This is a genomic window from Brevibacterium yomogidense (assembly GCF_016107685.1).
Classification (GTDB): Bacteria; Actinomycetota; Actinomycetes; order Actinomycetales; family Brevibacteriaceae; genus Brevibacterium; species Brevibacterium yomogidense.
The window spans coordinates 64696-83512 of sequence record NZ_JABASY010000004.1; the positions used below are offsets into that span (position 1 = coordinate 64696).

The following is an 18817-nucleotide window of genomic DNA, read 5'->3' on the forward strand; positions in this document are numbered from 1 at the left end:
AGGTTGTTCGCCCGCGGCGGAACTTTTTTGCACTCTCAGGCCTCGAGTGCTAAAAGTAGGGTGTGATCCTCGCTCGACACTGAGGGTTCCGGACCTCTGCGGAAGGGAGCAGCGGACGGGACCCCGCCGTCGCGGGCATGTTGACGCGAGGAGGACATCCACCCCGAAAAGGGAGGCAGCAAGCCATATGGCAAAGCTCATCGCATTCGACGAAGAGGCCCGACGCGGCCTCGAAGACGGCCTCAACACGCTGGCCGATGCTGTCAAGGTGACGTTGGGCCCTCGTGGCCGCAACGTCGTGCTGGAGAAGAAGTGGGGCGCACCCACGATCACGAACGACGGCGTGTCCATCGCCAAGGAGATCGAACTCGACGACCCGTACCAGAAGATCGGTGCGGAGCTCGTCAAGGAGGTCGCCAAGAAGACGGACGACGTCGCAGGTGACGGAACGACCACGGCCACCGTCCTCGCTCAGGCACTCGTGCGCGAAGGCCTCCGCAACGTGGCGGCCGGCGCGGATCCGCTGAGCCTCAAGCGCGGCATCGAGAAGGCCGTCAAGGCCGTCTCCGACGTGCTGCTGGACTCCGCCACAGAGGTGGAGACGAAGGAGCAGATCGCGGCCACCGCGGGAATCTCCGCAGGCGACCCGGCGATCGGCGAGCTCATCGCTGAAGCGATCGACAAGGTCGGCAAGGAAGGCGTCGTCACCGTCGAGGAGTCGAACACCTTCGGCCTCGAGCTGGAGCTCACGGAGGGCATGCGCTTCGACAAGGGCTACATCTCCGGCTACTTCGTGACGGACACGGAGCGCCAGGAGACGGTCCTCGAGGATCCGCACATCCTCATCGTGAACTCGAAGATCTCGAACGTGAAGGACCTGCTCCCGATCCTCGAGAAGGTGCAGCAGTCGGGCAAGCCGCTGTTCATCATCGCCGAGGACGTCGAGGGCGAGGCCCTGGCGGTCCTGGTCGTCAACAAGATCCGCGGCACGTTCAAGTCCGTGGCCGTCAAGGCTCCGGGCTTCGGTGATCGCCGCAAGGCGCAGCTGGCCGACATCGCCATCCTCACCGGTGGCCAGGTCATTGCGGAAGAGGTCGGTCTCAAGCTGGAGAACGCGTCCCTCGACCTGCTCGGCACGGCCCGCAAGGTCGTCGTGACGAAGGACGAGACGACGATCGTGGAAGGCGCAGGCGACCCCGAGGAGATCGCGGGCCGCGTGTCGCAGATCCGTGCGGAGATCGAGGCATCGGACTCCGACTACGACCGTGAGAAGCTGCAGGAGCGCCTCGCGAAGCTGGCCGGCGGCGTCGCCGTCATCAAGGCCGGTGCCGCGACGGAGGTCGAGCTCAAGGAGCGCAAGCACCGCATCGAGGACGCAGTGCGCAACGCGAAGGCCGCTGTGGACGAGGGCATCGTCGCCGGTGGCGGCGTGGCACTCATCCAGGCCGGCAAGACCGCGTTCGACTCGCTGTCGCTCGAGGGTGACGAAGCAACGGGTGCGGCGATCGTCAAGGTCGCCATCGATGCTCCGCTCAAGCAGATCGCTCTCAACGCGGGCCTGGAGCCGGGCGTCGTGGCAGAGAAGGTGCGCGGCCTGCCGGCCGGGCACGGGCTCAACGCCACGACCGGCGGCTACGAGGACCTGCTCGAGGCGGGCATCAACGACCCGGTCAAGGTGACTCGTTCGGCTCTGGAGAACGCGGCGTCGATCGCCGGCCTGTTCCTCACGACCGAAGCGGTTGTCGCAGACAAGCCGGAACCGGCAGCCGCCATGGCTGATCCGTCCGGTGGCATGGGCGACATGGGCGGCATGGGCTTCTGATCCCAGCCGGCACACCTGCCTGAACGACGGGCGGGAACGACTCCGACAGGAGCCGTTCCCGCCCGTCGTCATTCATGCGGGACAGTCAGTGGATCTCGTCGGCCTCGGGCAGGTGGTCATCCACAAGTGGTGATTCAAGGGGGCTCGTGGTCAGCCCCGGGCTCGTCGTCCCTGCGGGAGCGGCGGCGGCGCAGGTCACGGCGATCCTCGTCGCGGGACGCAGGGGGCGGCTGAGTGCGGAACGAGCCCGTGTCGTGCTGTGTCTGCTGCGGCCCTTCCAGCTCCTTGTACTCGCGTGCCTGACGGGTGAGCGCCCGGCGGCGCTCCTCGATGATCTGACTGCGCCTGCTGGCCGTGCTGATGACGCCGATCCCGGTGCCCAGCATGACGAAGATCGGCCAGAAGCCGGCGAACCCACCGCTGAAGAGACCTGTCGCGAGCCAGATGAGCGTCGTGATGGCGCTGGCACCCACGAAGCTGCTGAGGCTGGCGCGGAAGACTTTCGCATGGTGTGCGCGGGCCGCGGCTTCGATCTCCGAGGGGGTGGAGGGCGGGGGCGGTTCCAGCGGTTCCAGGGCGGTCCGCGCGGCCTCAGGCTCTGAGGCGGGATCGGCCGGGTGGGCGTCCAGCACGAGGTCGCTCAGCGGTTCCAGGAGATCGCCCAGGAAGCGCGATCCATCAACGGCGGTGAGACGGTCGTCGAACTCGCTGCGGTCCAGCCTGCCGTCCGCATACGCCTCTCCCAGACACTCGCGGACGACGTCGCGGTCCTCGTCGGAGGCGCGCAGCGACGTGTGCCTTCGTGGATCGAGGCGGAAGCGCGACCAGATCGGACCCTGCGTCATAGAAGAACCATAGACCTGCAGGCTGAGCGGCGCAGACGGCCGTCAGGGGCGAATGCTCAGGGCTGGTTGCCTGCGTCTAGCCTGAGGGCATGGGTCTCGTCATCATCCTCATCCTTCTTGCCGTCTTCGTGGGTGCTCTGGCGCAGCGCATCACCGGGATGGGGTTCGCGCTGGTCTCCGGACCCTTCCTCGTCCTCCTCATCGATCCTCTGGCGGGCGTCGTGCTCGTCAACCTGTGCGGGTTCACGTCGTCGGTCATCGTCCTGTGGAGGACCTACAGGGAGGTCAACTGGAAGCTTGCGGGGGGCCTCATCCTGGCGGCGACCGTGGGGACCGTGCCGGGTGCGCTGCTCGCGGTGCTCATGCCTGCCCACGCGCTGGAGGTCTTCATCGGGGCGATCGTCATCGTGTCGCTCACGAGCTCCCTGATCCTCAACCGGTACGCCCGGCCGGTCTCACGCAATGCAGGCACCGTCGTCGCGGCAGGCCTGGCGTCCGGTGTGATGAACGCGTCCGCCGGTGTGGGGGGTCCCGCGCTGTCGGCGTTCGCGCTGCTGACCCGGTGGGAGCAGCGGACCTTCGCCGCGACGATCCAGCCGGTGTTCGTCGTCATGGCCGCGAGCTCTGTCATCATGAAGCTCGTGTTCGACCGCGACGCGTGGCCGGTGCTCGACGGGAGCACCTGGCTGCTCATCCTCGGCGCTCTGGTCGGAGGGCAGGTGCTGGGGGAGTGGCTGTCGAAGATCATCCCGGTGCACGCGGCCCGCACGGGCATGCTCGTCCTCGCGTTCCTGGGAGGCTTCCTCACGATCGGGCGCGGTATCGGCGTGATGTGAGACCAGAGGCCCGGTGCCGGCAGGTCAGGGGCGCTTCAGGCCCCTTCCCGCACGGTGTCGGCACGTGACCCGCTCAGAGCACTTACAGGATGGGCTGGGATACTTGTCGACGGAATGACGCCGGTCTGCACCGCCCGTCGCGGGGGTGGCGGCCGATGCGCACACCCTCAGAAAGGTGAGACGGCATGACCTTCGTGTTCCTCCTGCTTCTTGCGGCCATCGCCGCGGCCTTCTTCCGCGGATCCCGCAACCAGAAGGCACGTGAGCTCGAGGAGCAGGCGGAGGAACTCGACCGGGTGAAGCGTACGGTCGAAGAGGACGTCGTCGCCTTCGGTGAAGAGGTCGCGGACCTGGACGTCGTCACGGGGGGAGTCGAACTCGATGAGGGTGGACGTCAGGACTACTCCCGCGCGATCGATGCATACGACCGGGCGAAGGACCTGCTGGACCGCATCTCCGCCGCGAGCGAAGTGAGTCACGTGACGGAGGCGATCGAAGACGGACGGTATGCAGCCAAGTGCGTCCGCGCCCGCGTCGACGGCAAGCCACTTCCGGTCCGCCGTCCCCCCTGCTTCTTCAACCCCCAGCACGGGCCGTCCGTCGAAGACGTCGACTGGGCGCCCGTGGGCGGGCAGCTCCGTCCGGTCCCCGTGTGTGCGGCGGATGCAGAACGTGTGAGCTGCGGTGCCGAGCCCGCAGTGCGGACCGTGCCCGTGGGCAACGGTCTGCAGCGGCGCGCGTATTGGGAAGCCGGCCCCGCATACGCTGAATACAATCGCGGCTACTTCAATTCGTACGCCGGATCCGGGCTGCTGCCGGGTGTCCTCATGGGCGCCATGATGTTCGGCGGCTTCGGAGGAGGTTGGGACGGCGGCAGCATGGACGGCGGCATGGACAGTGCCGGCGGGGACATGGGTGGCGACATGGGCGGCGGTTTCGGTGACTTCGGCGGCGATGGCGGCGGATTCTTCGGAGGGCTCGACTTCTGATGGCATCACAGCAGGGTGAGGACACAGGCACAGTGGCAGACGGGCTTCCGGACGATCTGGAGCGCATCGAGATCCGGGACGAGTCGATCACGATCGGTCAGCTGCTCAAGCTGCACGGTGTGGCCGGTACGGGCGCGGACGCGAAGGACATGCTCGCGGCGGAAGCGGTGACCGTCAATGATGAGGTCGAGACCCGCCGCGGCGCGAAGATCCGCCCGGGCGACCTCGTCGATGCCGCGGGCGAACAGTTCACCGTCGTCAGGCGAAAGGGCTGACCGGTGGCTCCACATGCTGCGACGCCTTTACCCCTATGACAGCCGCACCTCTATGACAGCCGTATTCCTGTGACGATCCTCCAGAGCGATGCCGACGACTCTTGACCGGCTGCGTGCCGATTTCGATGCTCAAGCAGGGAGGTCTCTCGCTCTTCCTCTCGCAGGAGCGATCGTCTGGGCCGCCGTCGGTGTCGTCTCCCTCTTCCTGAGTCCGAGGGTCGCGACCTTCGTGCTCATCATCGGCACGGGTGCGATCTTCCCGGTCGGCATGCTGCTCGCCCGCCTGCTGCACGAGAAGCTGCTCAGCAACTCCAATCCTCTCGCCACGCTCATGGCGATGTGCGTTCTCATGGTGAACCTCCTGTGGGCGGTCCATCTCACGCTGCTGTTCGAGGCACCGACGCTGGTGCCTCTCACACTCGGGATCGGTCTGGGGCTCCACTGGATCGTCTTCTCGTGGATCATCCGGCATCCGATGGGGATCATCCACGCGGTCGCCCGAACGGTTCTCGTCACGGCCGCCTGGTGGACCCTCCCCGATCATCGGGTGGGAGCGGTCGCTGCGGCCGTGGTGGTCACCTACGTGTATTCGGTCGTCGTCCTGCGCACACGCGAACTCAACATGATCGACGACGTCGGCTGAGTCGGGCTCACCGCTACGCTCAGCGGTCCATGCCGGGGGCGTCCCACAGGGGCGACCACTTCGACATGTCCTTCTCCACGGGGAGATCCTCGTCCAGCACTCCGCGCAGCTGGATCTCGAAGGGGCTGTCGCGCTGGTGGCGGGCCCGCTGGACGAACGGGTAGAAAGTGCCCCGCTTGTAGAGGTAGACGAGCGCGATCGTCCTGCCGTCGGGGGCGCGGAAGTACACGGTCGAGCACAGGAGCATCGGTCCGAAGCCCTGCGCTTCGAGAGCCGCGTTCACCGCATGGAGGCTCGTCACGAGGTCGGGGGTGCTCGCCGCCTGCTGCTGGACGACCTGCCACGTGTAGCCGTACCCGTCGTTCACCTGGGTGACGTCCGTGTTCGGGTCCGCGGAGATGAGGGCGCGCGCCTCCTGCTCCGCGCGGTCGAACGCACCGCCCTCGACCTCCCGGAAGGCGACCGCGCCCACACCCGTCGCGGTGATGCCGGAGCGGGCCTCGAGTGTCAGCGCTGCGGGTGGCACGGCGAAGAGATCGTCGAGGTTGGGCTCCTTCGGCTTGGAGCGGCCGAGCAGTGCGTCGAAGAATCCCATCGGAGAGGCTTTCGTGTGGAGGGGTGAGGAATCCCCCGCCCGCGTGCGGTGCGGACGGGGTCCCGGTGGGGGTCAGAATTCGGTGGAGAGCTGCTTGCTGATCTTGTCGAGCTGTGCCAGTCGCTTCTCCAGGCTGGGGTGCGTCGAGAAGGCGCCGCCCAGGTTGAAGAAGGCCAGGTGCGCGGCGCCGGCGGTCTCTCGCAGGTCCTGCTTCGGTATCTTCTGCGTCTGTCCGCTGATCTTCACGAGTGCGGACGCCAGGGTCGACGGGCTGCCGGTGAGGAGGGCGGCAGCACGGTCGGCTGCGAGCTCCCGGTAGCGGGAGAGGACGCGGATGAGCAGGAAGCTCAGTGCGTAGACGACGACGCCGACGAGCATGAGGAGCAGCTGGATCGGCACCCCGTTGTTGTTGCCGCGCGAACGCCCCCCGGTGAAGAAGAACGTCCGCATCATGAGGCTCGCCACGATGCCGGTGACGCCGGCGACCGTCATGACCGTCACGTCACGGTGGGCGACGTGGGAGAGCTCATGGGCGAGCACCGCCTCGACCTCTTTGGGCTCCAGCTCGTTCAGCAGCCCGCGGGTGACGGCAATGACGGAGTGCTCGGGGGAGCGGCCGGTCGCGAACGCGTTCGGGACCATCGTGTCGGAGAACGCGACCCGGGGCTTCGTCATATCGGCCTGCTGGCACAGGCGATCGACCAGGCTGTGCAGCTCCGGTGCCTGTTGTGGGGTCACGACGCGGGCGCCCATCGCCTTGATCGCCACGGAGTCGGAGAAATACCACTGGAACCAGAAGATGCCGACGGACAGGGCGATGGCGAGGATGACCCCGCCCGTGCTCCTGCCGAGGATCCACCAGATCGCGGCGACCAGCACGACGTAGATCAGTCCGTTGAGGAACATGGTGAGGCCCATGCGGGCGGACAGCCCTGCGTCCTTGGGGAATCGCGTGCGCGCCATCTGCGGCTCCTTTCGGTGAGGCGAGGGGGGGGGAACGCTGCGGGGCCGGATCCTTGCGGACCCGGCCCAGGGGCGTCATCAGTCGTTGGGGATGAAGCCGTCGCCGTTCAGCATTTCGCGGATCTCGTCGAGAGTCGCGTCCTCACCGGGCACCAGGATGTCGGACGAGCCCAGGTAGTCGTCCGGCACGGCGGCGCCCTTGGCCGTGATGAAGTCGTGCAGGCGCTTCAGGGCATCACGCACGGTGGTCTCATCGCCCTGTTCCACGGCGCGCTCCACCTCGTCGTCGAAGCCCTGCAGCACGGACTGCTCCACGTCGGACAGGTCGAACTGGCCTTCTCCCATGATGCGGATGATCATGCCTGTCCACCCCCCTGCCCCGGCTGCTGCTCACCGGTCTGAGGAGCGTCGTCCGCGTCGGACACCACGGCGTCCTCCGCTTCCAGCGCGGCACGCGGGGCGCCTGCGGATCCGCCGGGCAGGGATTCGCGCATCCGCTGCAGCTCGATCTCGACGTCCTGGTCGGACGACAGGGAGTCCAGCTGCGCGGCGATGTCGTCCTGCGGGGTGCCGGACAGGTCGTCGAGAGCCCCGGACGCGATGAGTTCGTCGACCGCACCCGCACGGGCCTGCAGCGCCGCGGTCTTGTCCTCCGCCCGCTGGATGGCCATGCCCACGTCGCCGAACTCTTCGGAGATGCCGGTGAACGCTTCGCCGATCTTCGTCTGTGCCTCTGCGGCGTTGTACGTCGCCTTGAGGGTCTCCTTGCGGGTGCGGAACGCGTCGACCTTCGCCTGGAGGCGCTGCGAGGCGGTCGTGAGCTTCTGCTCCTCCTGCACGAGGTTCTGGTGCTGGCTCTGCAGGTCGTTGATCTGCTGGGAGAGGCCCGACTTGCGGCTCAGGGCTTCACGCGCGAGGTCCTCGCGGTTGATCTCCAGCGCTTTCTGCGCCTGTCCCTGCAGCTTGTTCTGCTGCTGCTCGAGTTGCCCCATCTGCAGTTCGAGCCGCTTGCGGCTGGTGGCGACATCCGCGACGCCGCGACGCACCTTCTGGAGGAGCTCGAGCTGCTTCTTGTACGAGTAGTCGAGTGTCTGGTTGGGATCCTCCATCCGGTCGAGGGCCTTGTCCGCCTTCGCGCCGAATATTGTCTTGATGCGCTGGAAGATGCTCATGGGCGTGGGGTCTCCGTTCTGACGTTCCGCAACTCCGCGACGGAGGAGCCGCGTGCGAGCGCGAATAATTCTTCGATCCCACAGTAGTCGGTGTCTCTGGCAATTTGCGTGGCCCGTCCATGACTCAGGGGTTGAACATCCGTGTGTTCGAGGCTTCGACCTCCTGGTACTGCTGTCCAGCCATGCGCAGCGCCTCGTTGATGGACCGCAGGGAGTCGTGGACCGTCTTCTGCACACCGCGCCAGTCCTCCGCCGCGGATTGGAAGCTGGAGGCCGCTGACCCCTGCCACGTGTCTGCGAGCGAGGCGAGGTCCTGCATGAGCGCATCGACCAGTGAGGCGATGTCGTCGGAGCGGGTCTGGGCGGTGGATGCGGTGGCGAGCACGCGATCGGCGTCGACTTGGAACAGGGACAAGGGTGCCTCCTCGGGGAGCGTCCCCCACCGCGGCGACGGTGGGGGCGACGCCGACTGTCGGCGTCGCCCCCATGCTGGCGGCAGCGCGGGGGCGAGGAGGGACAGCAGCGGGGCCTGTGGACACGGATGACGTGTCCACAGGCCCCGTGGCCGCACGACGATCGAGCACGTGCGGTGCGTGTGACCGGGAGTCGTCAGCGCATCTCGAGGGTGGCCGTCAGCGTCTCCTCGCGTCCGCCGCGCACGACGGTGAATTCGACCGGATCACCGGAGACGGACGACCGGACGAAGGCCTGCAGGGACACGCCGGAGTTCACGGGCTTGTCGTCGATCGCGATGATCTCGTCGTCCTCCTGGAACCCGGCTGCGGCGGCGGGGGTGCCGTCCTCCACAGCCGTGACGCGCGCAGACCCGCGGGTGACGCCCTGCGCGTCGACCGTCGAATTCACCATCGTCACGCCCAACAGTGGGTGCTTCGCTTCACCGGTCTCGATGAGCTGGTCCGCGATCGTCGTCGCCTGTTCGACGGTGATCGCGAAGCCGATCCCGATCGAACCGCTCTGTGCCTCGCTGGAGGTGGGGTCGGACAGTGTCGCGGCGGAGGAGTTGATGCCGACGACCTCGCCGTTGCCGTTCACCAGCGGACCGCCGGAGTTCCCGGGGTTGATCGCGGCATCGGTCTGGATGGCGTTGGTGATCGTCATCGCGACCTCCTGCTCGCTCACGTCGCCGATGTTCTCCGTCGACACGGGCCGATCCAGCGCGGACACGATCCCGGTGGTCACGGTGTCCGCGAGCCCCAGGGGGTTGCCCAGCGCCATGACGGGATCTCCTACGAAGAGGTCTGCTGACGCACCGATGGGGAGCGGCGTGAGGTCCTCCGGAAGCGAGTCGAGCTTGAGGACTGCGACGTCGGTCTCCGGGTTGCGCCCCACGAGTGTCGCGCCGATCATGCTGCCGTCGGCCAGGACGACCTGGACCTCGCCGTCGTCCGTGTCCGCGGGCGCGACGACGTGGTTGTTCGTGACGACATGGCCCTGGTCGTCGTAGACGAAACCGGAGCCCAGTCCGGAGACTTCGCCGCCCACCGCCACCTGGATCGCGGCGACGCCCGGGGTGGTCTGGTCTGCGATCTGGGCCCAATCGGGAGTCTCCGTCGACTTGCTGATCGACCTGTCCGACTGCTGCGGTGCGTCCTCCGACGGCTGTGAGGCGACGGGTGAGACGTCACTCGACAGGAGCCACGCACTACCGCCGCCCACGGTCGCACCGACGATCGCCGCGAGGAGAGCGGCGATGATGAGCGCGGCCCAGCCGGGGCCTCGGCGGCGGATCTTCTGCGCGGGGTGGGCAGCGGCGCCCGCGGCGGGGTAGCCGGCGGACTGCGCGCCTCCTCCGGGCTGGCCTCCTCCGGGCTGGCCCCCGCCCGGGTGGCCAGTGCCGAACTGGCCGCCACCGTGCTGGCCACCACCGGGATGATGAGCTGTCGTGGGTGACGGCATCGGGCCGGTCGCGGGTCCGCCTTCTGCCTGCGCGTGCTGCGCGGCGGGGTGGGACTCCGATTCCGCAGCGGCGTGCCCGCCGCCGTGAGGGTCGCCCGGACGCTGCTGCGGGGCGCTCTGTGGGACTTCCGCCACGCGCGGGATCGCCCCGGTGGCGAGGCCCGCTGCCGGTGGCGGCGCATCCGATACGTAGCGGGCACCAGCGGGGCCGTAGGGATTGGAGCCGACGGCCGGAGTGCTCGCACCGGAGGCCGCGCCGATCTGCGGGACGATGGGCGGCTGCCTGCGCGCCGCACTGTCCGGACCAGCGCCATCACCCGGGGTCGGCCCCGTCCCGGACCCGCTGGAACCGGACTCGCTAACACCGGACCCGTACGCACCAGACCCGGTCGCACCTGACCCGGTCGCACCTGACCCGGTCGCACCGCTGCCAGACGGGCCGGCACCGGTCGCGCCGGTGCCGGCCGATCCGACCGGCGACCCCGCAGCCGATGACCCGGCCGACGACCCGGCCGCGGACGACCCGGCCGCGGACGACCCGGCCGCGGACGAACCCGCCTCGGATGACGCGGGGCCCCCCGTCCCGGACGAGGACGCTGTCGAGGGAGGCGGCGCGGACGGCGGTGCCGGCGCGTCCTGAGGGAACGTGTGCCGTGAGTCGCTCACACGACGACCGGGAGCCGGATCCCCCGGACCGCGCGGGGTGGCAGGGCGCGTCGGTTCCGTGGGCTGACTCATGGGATGTCCTTTCGAGACGTGGACTGCGGTGCAGCGTGGGCAATGGGTCGGCGGACCGAATCCGGTCCGGGGACGGGCAGGTCGACACGGAAGGTCGCGCCGCCGCCGGGTGTGTGGTGCACGGTGATCGTCCCCGAGTGGGATTCGACGATCGCCTTGACGATCGACAGGCCCAGACCGGATCCGCCCGTGTCGCGCGTGCGCGACGTGTCGAGGCGGTAGAACCGCTCGAAGATCCGGTGCATGTGTTCGGGGGCGATCCCCTCGCCGTGGTCGCGCAGCTCGAACCGCACCCGCCCGTACGGGAAGTCGGACAGGTCCTCGCCCAGCTCGAGTGGGCCCGTGACGAACGGGTTCGAGTGCGTGAGTCCGCCCGCCGGTATCGCCTGCGACGGCTCGTCGCCGGGCGTGCCCCCGACGATGGTCGACCCCGTCGCCGAGGCCGCAGCCCCACCCGCTCGGGCCGCACCCGGCCGTGCGGTCGTGCCGGGGTGAGGGGCCGCGCCCGCGGGACCCGAAGCGCTTGAGGGCGCCGACGGGTCCCCCTGCGGACGGTCCTGTCCGGCGGGGGTCTTGGGGGCCTCGGCGGCGGGCTTCGGACTCCAGGGTGTGGGGAGCCGGAGGAAGGACGGGACGCCGACGAAGCCCCGGCGGTCCTTCTTCTTCTCCTCCGGACGGCCGGCATCCGCAGCGGGTGCCGCGTCCTGCTCCTGCTGCGGGACACCGACGACGCCCACCGCGAATTCGATCGCGGAGCCCTCCGTCGTGTGGCGGACCGCGTTGCCGGCGAGATTGACGACGACCTGCCGCAGACGCGCCTCCGCACCCAGGATGGTGGGCGTCTGCGGTGCATCCTCCCCGTCCAGGCCGATGAAGCTGATGTCCCGGTCGGGGGCCTGCGCGACCGCATCCGCGGCGCCGTCGCGCACCAGCTGCGTCATGTCGACCGGACCGATCTCCGTGGGACGGCGCTCATCCATGCGCGCCAGCTGGACCAGGTCCTCGACGAGGACGGTCATCCGCTTCGCCTCCGACTCCATCCGCTGCATCGCCTGACCCACCTGGTCCGGATCCGTGAGAGCCCCCTGACGGTACAGCTCCGCATACCCACGGATCGTCACGAGCGGCGTCCTCAGCTCATGGGAGGCGTCGGACACGAACTGGCGGATCCGCTTCTCCGACCGCTTGCGGCCGTCGAACGAGTCCTCGATATGGCCGAGCATCGTGTTGAGTGCTGCGGACAGCCTGCCGAGCTCCGTGTTCGACGGATACGTCGGCACCCGCTGGGAGAGGTCGCCGCGCGCGATCTTCGACGCGGTGTTCTCGATGTCGTGCAGCGGGCGGAACGTGTTCGTGATCGCGAAATAGCCCACCCCGGCGACCAGGGCCAGCGCCAGCATCCCGATGCCCAGCACCGTGTTGCGGGCGCGCTCGCCCACCGCGTCGATGTCCTGATCGAACGGCACCGCGATCGCGACGAGCAGCTGCGAGTTCTCCACCCGCAGGGCACGCACGCGCCACTGCGATTCGGACCCGTCCGTCGTGAACGGGACCCCACGCAGCGACGAGACCGTCTGATCGTCGATCACCGGCAGCTGGGGCTGATTGTCGTCGATGGGGGCGACCGGCCGGTACACCTCGTCGCCGTCGCCGTCGTAGAACTGTACGTAATAGGTGCCGGGCAACAGCTGCCGCAGCGAGTCCTCAGTGGGCGACCGATCCGCCGAACTGGCGAGGGGAGACGGGGTGAGGACGGTCTCCGCCGCCTGGATCGCCAGCGCCTCTGACGCCTGGATGAGCTGCGCATCCGTGCGGTCGATGAGGCTCGACCGCAGATTCTCCAGCACCCAGGCGCTCGTGCCGGACAGCACGACGAGCATGAGCGTCATCATGATCGTGAGGAGCTTCGCAGTGAGCGACCACTCCTCCCAGATCACGCGACGGCGGCGCTTGATGTGTCGGATCACCGAGCAGTGCGCTCCGTCCTGCGATCAGCCACCCGCGGGGACGAAGTGGTCACTTGGATTCCGAGGTGCGCAGCATGTAGCCGACACCGCGCTTCGTCTGGATCATCGGGGTCCACTCGAGCTCGATCGGGTTGCCCGCCTCGTCCGACGTCGGGGCGACATCGATCTTGCGGCGCAGGTACGAGATGTACGACTCGACGATCCCGGTGTCCCCACCGAAGTCGTACTCCCACACGTGGTCGAGGATCTGCGACTTCGACAGCACGCGGTTCGCGTTGAGCATGAGGTAGCGGAGCAGCTTGAACTCCGTGGGGGACAGGTCGATGAGGATCCCGCCGCGGCGCACCTCGTGGGTGTCGTCGTCGAGTTCGAGTTCGCCGACCTCGATGACCGCCGACTCCTCGTCCTCCGCACTGTGCGTGCGGCGGAGGACGGCGCGGATGCGGGCGACGACCTCTTCGAGGCTGAACGGCTTCGTCACGTAGTCGTCGCCGCCCACCGTGAGGCCGGTGATCTTGTCGGAGGTGTCATCGCGTGCGGTGAGGAACACGACGGGGATGTGCTTGCCCGCCTGGCGCAGGCGGCGCGTCACCGCGAAGCCGTCCATGTCGGGGAGCATGACGTCGAGGACGAGAAGGTCCGGGTCCTTCTGCTCCGCGATGCGGAGTGCGTCGGTCCCGTTCGCGGCCGACAGGACATCGAAGCCGGCGAAGCGGAGGCTGGTCGAGAGGAGTTCGCGGATATTCGGTTCGTCGTCGACCACAAGGAGGGTCGCTTCGACGTCGGGCGTGGAGTTCTGTCGTGGCGTCGTCATGTTTTCAGTGTGACGACCGAGTCTGGGAGTCGCCTGGATCCAAGCTGTATGCGTTTGTGTCGTCCATCACTGTCGTCCCGAGGGGGTTGCCGCGGGGGTGACGGGGACCGGTGCGGCGCCGAAGCGGTCGGGATCCGCGGCGTCCCAGTCATAGGCCCAACCGCGTGGGGGCTGTGTGAGGAGCTCGCCCGGCTCGAGCCAGTTGTAGAGGGACGCGTAGGAGACGACCTCGGTCTGTGAGATGCGTCTCCGCAGCATCGTGCGGGACAGATCCTCCGGACCGTGTGCGCCCAGCGTCGCGATCATCTGCGCGACCTCCGTGACGGTGGCGCGGTGATAGCGGTAGACGCGCTCGCCCTTGGACACCGGGTCGAGGCCACGGTAGAAGCGGGGGTCCTGGGTAGCGACGCCGGTGGGGCAGTGGTCCGTGTGGCACTTCTGCGCCTGGATGCAGCCGACGGCCATCATCATCCCGCGGGCGGACATGCAGAAGTCCGCGCCCTGGATGAGGCGTCGCACGACGTCGTGGCCGCTCGCGATCTTGCCGGCGGCCCCCAGCTTGATCCCATGGCGCAGGTTCGCGCCCACCAGGGCGTTGTGCAGGATGTGGAGACCCTCCGTGAGCGGGGTGCCCATGTGGTCCTGGTACTCCAGCGGGGCCGCGCCGGTCCCGCCTTCCGAGCCGTCCACGATGATGAAGTCGGGGCGGATTCCCGTCTCGTGCATGGCCTTGCACATGGCGAGGACGTCCACCCGTGTGCCGATGCACAGCTTGAAGCCCACCGGCTTCCCGCCGGACAGGGTCCGCAGCTGCCCGATGAACTGCATGAGTTCGCGCGGTGTCGTGAACGCGGAGTGCCCGGGAGGGGAGATGCAGTCCTGGAACGCGGGGACCCCGCGGATCTGCGCGATCTCCTCCGTCACCTTGGGTGCGGGGAGCACGCCGCCCAGGCCGGGCTTCGCCCCCTGCGACAGCTTCACGTTGATCATCTTCACCTGCGGCAGCAGCGCCTTCTCGCGGAAGGTCTCCGGGGAGAAGTCGCCGTCGGGTGTGCGGCACCCGAAGTACCCGCTGCCGAACTCCCACATGATGTCTGCGCCGCTGTCCAGGTGGTAGGAGGTGAGGCCGCCTTCCCCCGTCTCGTGGAGGAACCCGCCCTTCGCCGCCCCGGCGCTCATCGCGCGCACGGCGTTGACGGACAGCGAGCCGTAGCTCATGGCGGAGATGTTGAAGAGGCTCGCGTCGTACGGCTGAGTGCAGTCACTGCCGCCGATCCGCACGCGGTGCTCCTCCGTGGCGACCGGTGCTGGCGCGATCGCGTGGGTGAGGTATTCGTAGCCGGGCTGGCGCACCTCCAGTTCGGTGCCGAAGCTCTTGACAGAGGGGCGGCCGTCCGCGCGGTCGTAGACGAGGGCGCGGGCATCCCGGTCGAAGGGCTTGCCGTCCCAGTTCCGCTCGATGAAGTACTGCTGGATCATGGGGCGCAGCTCTTCCAGCATGAAGCGGCCGTGGCCCAGCAGCGGGAAGTTGCGCAGGATCGAATTGCGCGGCTGGACGAAGTCGACGACGGCGACGACGAGCAGCGCCAGGCCCACCCCCGCGAGCACGAGCCACCAGGTGCTGCTGACGATCGCCAGAACGATCCCCGCGATCATGAGGAGTGCCGGCAGTGCTGCGAATCCGAGGAGTGCCATGTCTCCAGCGTAACGATGAACCGGAGCGGCGAGCAGGACGAATACGGAAATCCTCGGAGAGGTGGTGGGTGAGTGCGCGGGCGGGTGGTGGGTGAGTGCGCATGTCAGTGAGTGCGCGGGTGGGTGCGCGGGTGGGCCGTCATCCGGCTGAGTGCGCATCTTCGTGGCTGAGTGGACAGTGCACTGACCTGTTATGTCGCTGGACATCGGTGACAGTTCTGCCTCAGGACATCGGTGACAGACGATGCACTCAAATCGGAAACTGCGCAGTGAGTTCCAGGTGGCTCGTCTGTCCTACGAGGCGTGTGCGTCCTCTTCGGTCAGGCGCGCGCGGTAGGCGGCGACGTGGGTGCGGTTCGCGCAGTTGCCGCGGTCGCAGAAGCGTTTCGAGCGGTTGCGCGACAGGTCGACGAAGAGCGCGTCACAGGCCTCTGCCGCGCACGTGCCGAATCGCGACACCTCATCGTCGATGACCACGTCCGCCAGGGCGATCGCGATGTCGGCAGCCGCGCGCACGGCGATCCCCGATTCGTTCGGCACCGCATGAAGGTGCCAGTCCCACTGATCGTGCTTCTGCAGCTGCGGCAGTGTGTGCGTCTCCCGGAACAGCTCGTTCGCCAGCTGCGCCGCCTTGGCAGTGAGTGAGGCGCGCAGGTCGCGTGGGGCAGAGTCGCCGGTGGACTTCTCGCTGTCGGAGTCGGTGACCGTGTCGGAGTCGGTGATGGTGCCGGCACTGGAATCGACCGCGCCGGGAGGGCTCTGCTCGACGAGTGCCGCGCGGAGCCGCGTGCGCAGTGAGCGGAGTTCGGTGACATCCGAGCCGGTGATGCGGATGGGCGGAGAGAAGGAGTGGGCCTGTGCGAGGGCTCGGACATCGGACTGCGTGGAGATCGTCTCGCCGTCGATGTCCGAATTCGCCAGCTGGGCGATGAGTCGCAGGATCGACTGCGTGTGGACGGAGAGGGCCATGCCGTCGATGATGACATGATTCGAGCGCGCATGTAAGGACCGTCACGCACTTGACTCGTGACTTGGTGCTCATGTGCAATGGGAGGAAAACTGCGGTGTCGTCGTCTCCGGGCCGCATCCCCTCAGCTGCGTCCCCGGTCGCACCGCCAGTAGAACCCGCTCACGCCGTGATCCCCGGCAGTACCGTCACCCCTGGCGGGTCGGCCCGCCCGATCGTCCCGTGCCGCCCCTACCGTCGAAGGAGCTCTGAGCCATGAACCGCACCGTCATGGGCTTCGGCCTGGTGCTGCTGTCCGCGTTCTTCTTCGCGGCCTCGGGCCCGTTCGCGAAGGCGATGTACGCGGCAGGGTGGACTCCCGGCTCCGTCGTGCTGCTGCGCCTGCTGGGGTGCGCGCTGGTCCTCTTCGTCCCGACCGTCATCGGTCTGCGGGGGCGCTGGAGGGAAGTGGTGCGCGGGTGGCGGACGGTCGTGTCCTACGGCGTCGTGTCGATGGCCGGCGTGCAGCTCCTGTACTTCCTGGCCGTCGAGCATCTGGCGGTGGCCGTCGCGCTGCTGCTGGAGATGACCGCGCCGCTCCTCATCGTGTTCTGGCTGTGGGCGACCACACGCATCCGGCCGGCGACCGTCACCTTCATCGGCATGGCGGTGTCGCTGGTGGGGCTCATGCTGGTCCTGGACCCGGGGGGCAGCGCCCTGTCGCCGCTCGGGGTCGTGTTCGCGCTGGGCGCGGCGGTGTGCCTCGCCAGCTACTTCCTGGTGTCCGCGAAGGTCGAGGTCGACATCCCACCCGTCGCCCTCACCGGTCTGGGGATGATCGTCGGCACGACCGTCGTCGTCGTTGTCCTGCTCACCGGCATCATCCCCGCGGACTTCTCCACCGGGGACGTCGATCTGGGAACCGAGCCGTACAGCTGGGTCGTCCCGATCCTCGTCATCGTCTTCATGACCGTGGGGGCGTACGTGTGCGGGATCCTCGGGCTGCGGATGGTCGGTGCCACCGTGGGCTCGTTCGTGAACCTCACGGAAGTGCCGTTCTCCGTCATCGTCGCGTGGCTGGTCGTCGCCGAACTGCCGTCCGTCATCCAGATGTACGGCGGCATCGGGATCGTGGTGGGAGTGGTCTTCATCAAGTGGGGCGAAGTGCGGCAGGAGCGCCGCGTCCAGCGGCGTGCGGTCCTGCTGTCCGACCCCGCCACAGGGCCACTCACCATCGTCGAGGTGGAGGAGTCGGAGGCGGGTGGCGCGGAGGAGTCGGGCACGGGTGGTGTGAGTGACCCCGCGAGAGGGTTTCCGGGCCCTGCGGGTGAGGCCCTGGGTGATCCGGCGGCCTCGGCTGACGAGCCCCCGGCGACACACCGCCGTCCGGTTCGAGACCACCCCGCAGAGCACGGCGTCTCGAACCAGTAGACGGTGGGTCGTCGACCGCGGGGCGGCAGCTGGTGATTCAGATCGGTGGGTCGTCGACCGCGGGTGGTCAGCCGGGGGCGATCAGTGCATGCCTCAGAACGGGGAGTCCCACCCGAAGGGGCGCCGTTTGACCGGAAGCGTACCGACGACCAGCTGGTAGGACTCCGCGATGAGTTCGCGCACGAATCCCTCATCTACGGCGCCGCCGGTCGCCACACTGATCCAGTGCCGCTTGTTCATGTGGTAGCCCGGAGTGACCTGCGGATGCTCCTGCTGGAGTGCTTCGGAGTCCTGAGGGTCCGCCTTGAGCGTGATGACCGCCTGGCCGCGCAACTCGTCGTCCACGCCGTAGCCCGTGCTGTTCTCGGGGACGTGGGTGAGCATGAGGAACACCTTGCCCCGGACCTTGAAGACCTCGTACTCCGGTCCGAACGGCCATTCCGCCGAGGCGCCGGGCAGTTCCAGCGCACTCTCCCGTGCGAAGTCGTGCAGTTCCTCACCGTTCACGTCGGTCTCCTCTTTCGCCGCATCGGCGTGCGGGTCGTAGGGCTCGCAGTGTGCTTGCAAGGATACGGGCGAGGAGGACTTCTTGCATTCACTATGTTAGTAACTAACATTTGATTATGGGGCGATGGGATCGGACGCATGAAGCGGTGAGTCGGGCTGCGGTGGAGCTCTTCTCAGCTCATGGGTACGACGCGACGACCACAGCACGGATCGCGGAGCGAGCCGGGGTGAGCGAGATGACCCTGTTCCGGCATTTCCCGTCCAAGGAGGCCTTGCTGCTGGCCGACCCCTTCGACCCGGTGATGGCGGAGGCGGTGCGGACACGGCCCATCGATGAGCCGCCGATGCAGGCGCTGGCTGCAGGCATCCGGCAGGCGTGGGCTGACGTCGATGCCGACGGAACTCATGAGCTCCGTGCCCGTCTGCGGATCATCGCAGAGGCGGACAGTCTTCGCGGGGCAGTCGAACGCAACAGCGAAGCGACGGTCGCTGCACTGGTCGAGGCACTGACCAGCCGCGGTGTCGTCGCTGCCTCCGCAGAGGTCGCTGCGACCGCGATGATCTCCGGACTCAGTGCCGCGCTGCTGGGCTGGGCGCGCAGCGAGCCGGGAGCGCTCGTCGGTGCCCTGGACGATGCGCTCGACGTGCTGGGAGGTGAGTGA

20 protein-coding genes are annotated in these 18817 nt (G+C 68.1%); 8 read left to right on the plus strand and 12 right to left on the minus strand.

Annotated elements, in window-relative coordinates:
* The first annotated feature begins 187 nt into the window (after positions 1-187).
* Positions 188-1822: a chaperonin GroEL gene (gene groL, locus JFC09_RS11230; protein WP_198394123.1), complete on the plus strand. Its 1635-nt coding sequence runs from the start codon at positions 188-190 to the stop codon at positions 1820-1822.
* Between the two features lie 134 nt (positions 1823-1956).
* Here groL and JFC09_RS11235 read toward each other — a convergent pair whose 3' ends face one another.
* Positions 1957-2667 (minus strand): DUF1707 SHOCT-like domain-containing protein, encoded by a 711-nt coding sequence (locus JFC09_RS11235; protein ID WP_198394124.1) that lies wholly within the window; start codon positions 2665-2667, stop codon positions 1957-1959.
* Positions 2668-2756: 89 nt separating this feature from the next.
* On the opposite strand from JFC09_RS11235, the gene JFC09_RS11240 reads away from it, so the two are divergent.
* The 4 genes from JFC09_RS11240 (at position 2757) to JFC09_RS11255 (ending at position 5410) form a co-directional block, all read left to right on the plus strand.
* Positions 2757-3503, plus strand: coding sequence for a sulfite exporter TauE/SafE family protein (locus JFC09_RS11240; RefSeq protein WP_198394125.1), 747 nt, complete (start codon positions 2757-2759; stop codon positions 3501-3503).
* Positions 3504-3688: 185 nt separating this feature from the next.
* The gene (locus tag JFC09_RS11245; protein WP_198394126.1) at positions 3689-4492 is read left to right on the plus strand and encodes a hypothetical protein; all 804 of its coding nucleotides are present in this window, start codon (positions 3689-3691) and stop codon (positions 4490-4492) included.
* Complete coding sequence (locus JFC09_RS11250) at positions 4492-4767, plus strand: RNA-binding S4 domain-containing protein (RefSeq protein ID WP_198394127.1); 276 nt, start codon at positions 4492-4494, stop codon at positions 4765-4767. Before JFC09_RS11245 ends, JFC09_RS11250 begins: the two co-directional genes overlap by 1 nt.
* 88 nt (positions 4768-4855) lie before the next feature.
* Positions 4856-5410 (plus strand): DUF7010 family protein, encoded by a 555-nt coding sequence (locus JFC09_RS11255; RefSeq protein WP_198394128.1) that lies wholly within the window; start codon positions 4856-4858, stop codon positions 5408-5410.
* 19 nt (positions 5411-5429) lie between these two features.
* Here the strand turns inward: JFC09_RS11255 and pspAB are convergent, their stop codons facing one another.
* The 6 genes from pspAB to JFC09_RS11285 all read right to left on the minus strand — a co-directional run bounded on the left by pspAB (position 5430) and on the right by JFC09_RS11285 (position 10192).
* The gene (gene pspAB / locus JFC09_RS11260) at positions 5430-6005 is read right to left on the minus strand and encodes a PspA-associated protein PspAB (RefSeq protein WP_198394129.1); all 576 of its coding nucleotides are present in this window, start codon (positions 6003-6005) and stop codon (positions 5430-5432) included.
* A gap of 72 nt (positions 6006-6077) precedes the next feature.
* Entirely contained in the window at positions 6078-6968 is an 891-nt protein-coding gene (gene htpX / locus JFC09_RS11265; RefSeq protein ID WP_198394130.1) for a zinc metalloprotease HtpX, read from the minus strand.
* A gap of 78 nt (positions 6969-7046) precedes the next feature.
* Positions 7047-7328: a PspA-associated protein PspAA gene (gene pspAA, locus JFC09_RS11270; protein WP_198394131.1), complete on the minus strand. Its 282-nt coding sequence runs from the start codon at positions 7326-7328 to the stop codon at positions 7047-7049.
* Complete coding sequence (locus JFC09_RS11275) at positions 7325-8140, minus strand: PspA/IM30 family protein (RefSeq protein WP_198394132.1); 816 nt, start codon at positions 8138-8140, stop codon at positions 7325-7327. Before JFC09_RS11275 ends, pspAA begins: the two co-directional genes overlap by 4 nt.
* Before the next feature lie 124 nt (positions 8141-8264).
* The gene (locus tag JFC09_RS11280; RefSeq protein WP_198394133.1) at positions 8265-8555 is read right to left on the minus strand and encodes a WXG100 family type VII secretion target; all 291 of its coding nucleotides are present in this window, start codon (positions 8553-8555) and stop codon (positions 8265-8267) included.
* Between the two features lie 194 nt (positions 8556-8749).
* Entirely contained in the window at positions 8750-10192 is a 1443-nt protein-coding gene (locus JFC09_RS11285) for a S1C family serine protease (protein WP_198394134.1), read from the minus strand.
* 100 nt (positions 10193-10292) lie between these two features.
* Between JFC09_RS11285 and JFC09_RS11290 the strand changes: the two genes are divergently transcribed.
* Positions 10293-10697 (plus strand): hypothetical protein, encoded by a 405-nt coding sequence (locus JFC09_RS11290; RefSeq protein ID WP_198394135.1) that lies wholly within the window; start codon positions 10293-10295, stop codon positions 10695-10697.
* A gap of 94 nt (positions 10698-10791) precedes the next feature.
* Here the strand turns inward: JFC09_RS11290 and JFC09_RS11295 are convergent, their stop codons facing one another.
* The 4 genes from JFC09_RS11295 to JFC09_RS11310 form a co-directional block, all read right to left on the minus strand.
* Entirely contained in the window at positions 10792-12684 is a 1893-nt protein-coding gene (locus JFC09_RS11295) for a sensor histidine kinase (protein ID WP_232483518.1), read from the minus strand.
* 127 nt (positions 12685-12811) lie between these two features.
* Positions 12812-13576: a response regulator transcription factor gene (locus JFC09_RS11300; RefSeq protein ID WP_198394137.1), complete on the minus strand. Its 765-nt coding sequence runs from the start codon at positions 13574-13576 to the stop codon at positions 12812-12814.
* 66 nt (positions 13577-13642) lie between these two features.
* Positions 13643-15271 (minus strand): FMN-binding glutamate synthase family protein, encoded by a 1629-nt coding sequence (locus JFC09_RS11305; RefSeq protein ID WP_198394138.1) that lies wholly within the window; start codon positions 15269-15271, stop codon positions 13643-13645.
* 294 nt (positions 15272-15565) lie between these two features.
* On the minus strand, positions 15566-16240 hold the full coding sequence (locus tag JFC09_RS11310) for a CGNR zinc finger domain-containing protein (protein ID WP_198394139.1): 675 nt from the start codon (positions 16238-16240) through the stop codon (positions 15566-15568).
* 253 nt (positions 16241-16493) lie between these two features.
* Between JFC09_RS11310 and JFC09_RS11315 the strand changes: the two genes are divergently transcribed.
* Positions 16494-17648, plus strand: coding sequence for an EamA family transporter (locus JFC09_RS11315; protein WP_232483488.1), 1155 nt, complete (start codon positions 16494-16496; stop codon positions 17646-17648).
* Between the two features lie 93 nt (positions 17649-17741).
* On the opposite strand, the gene JFC09_RS11320 is transcribed toward JFC09_RS11315, so the two are convergent.
* Positions 17742-18155 (minus strand): MmcQ/YjbR family DNA-binding protein, encoded by a 414-nt coding sequence (locus JFC09_RS11320; RefSeq protein ID WP_198394140.1) that lies wholly within the window; start codon positions 18153-18155, stop codon positions 17742-17744.
* 161 nt (positions 18156-18316) lie between these two features.
* Between JFC09_RS11320 and JFC09_RS11325 the strand changes: the two genes are divergently transcribed.
* Complete coding sequence (locus JFC09_RS11325) at positions 18317-18817, plus strand: TetR/AcrR family transcriptional regulator (RefSeq protein ID WP_198394141.1); 501 nt, start codon at positions 18317-18319, stop codon at positions 18815-18817.

Excerpts from the sequence above, each read along its gene's own strand:
- JFC09_RS11250 (WP_198394127.1), top strand. The coding sequence starts at position 4,492 with ATGGCATCACAGCAGGGTGAGGACACAGGCACAGTGGCAGACGGGCTT.
- JFC09_RS11310 (WP_198394139.1), bottom strand. The coding sequence starts at position 16,240 with ATGGCCCTCTCCGTCCACACGCAGTCGATCCTGCGACTCATCGCCCAG.
- JFC09_RS11235 (WP_198394124.1), bottom strand. The coding sequence starts at position 2,667 with ATGACGCAGGGTCCGATCTGGTCGCGCTTCCGCCTCGATCCACGAAGG.
- htpX (WP_198394130.1), bottom strand. The coding sequence starts at position 6,968 with ATGGCGCGCACGCGATTCCCCAAGGACGCAGGGCTGTCCGCCCGCATG.
- groL (WP_198394123.1), top strand. The coding sequence starts at position 188 with ATGGCAAAGCTCATCGCATTCGACGAAGAGGCCCGACGCGGCCTCGAA.
- JFC09_RS11295 (WP_232483518.1), bottom strand. The coding sequence starts at position 12,684 with ATGACGCTCATGCTCGTCGTGCTGTCCGGCACGAGCGCCTGGGTGCTG.
- JFC09_RS11240 (WP_198394125.1), top strand. The coding sequence starts at position 2,757 with ATGGGTCTCGTCATCATCCTCATCCTTCTTGCCGTCTTCGTGGGTGCT.
- pspAA (WP_198394131.1), bottom strand. The coding sequence starts at position 7,328 with ATGATCATCCGCATCATGGGAGAAGGCCAGTTCGACCTGTCCGACGTG.
- JFC09_RS11305 (WP_198394138.1), bottom strand. The coding sequence starts at position 15,271 with ATGGCACTCCTCGGATTCGCAGCACTGCCGGCACTCCTCATGATCGCG.
- JFC09_RS11245 (WP_198394126.1), top strand. The coding sequence starts at position 3,689 with ATGACCTTCGTGTTCCTCCTGCTTCTTGCGGCCATCGCCGCGGCCTTC.
- pspAB (WP_198394129.1), bottom strand. The coding sequence starts at position 6,005 with ATGGGATTCTTCGACGCACTGCTCGGCCGCTCCAAGCCGAAGGAGCCC.
- JFC09_RS11315 (WP_232483488.1), top strand. The coding sequence starts at position 16,494 with ATGAACCGCACCGTCATGGGCTTCGGCCTGGTGCTGCTGTCCGCGTTC.
- JFC09_RS11275 (WP_198394132.1), bottom strand. The coding sequence starts at position 8,140 with ATGAGCATCTTCCAGCGCATCAAGACAATATTCGGCGCGAAGGCGGAC.
- JFC09_RS11300 (WP_198394137.1), bottom strand. The coding sequence starts at position 13,576 with ATGACGACGCCACGACAGAACTCCACGCCCGACGTCGAAGCGACCCTC.
- JFC09_RS11255 (WP_198394128.1), top strand. The coding sequence starts at position 4,856 with ATGCCGACGACTCTTGACCGGCTGCGTGCCGATTTCGATGCTCAAGCA.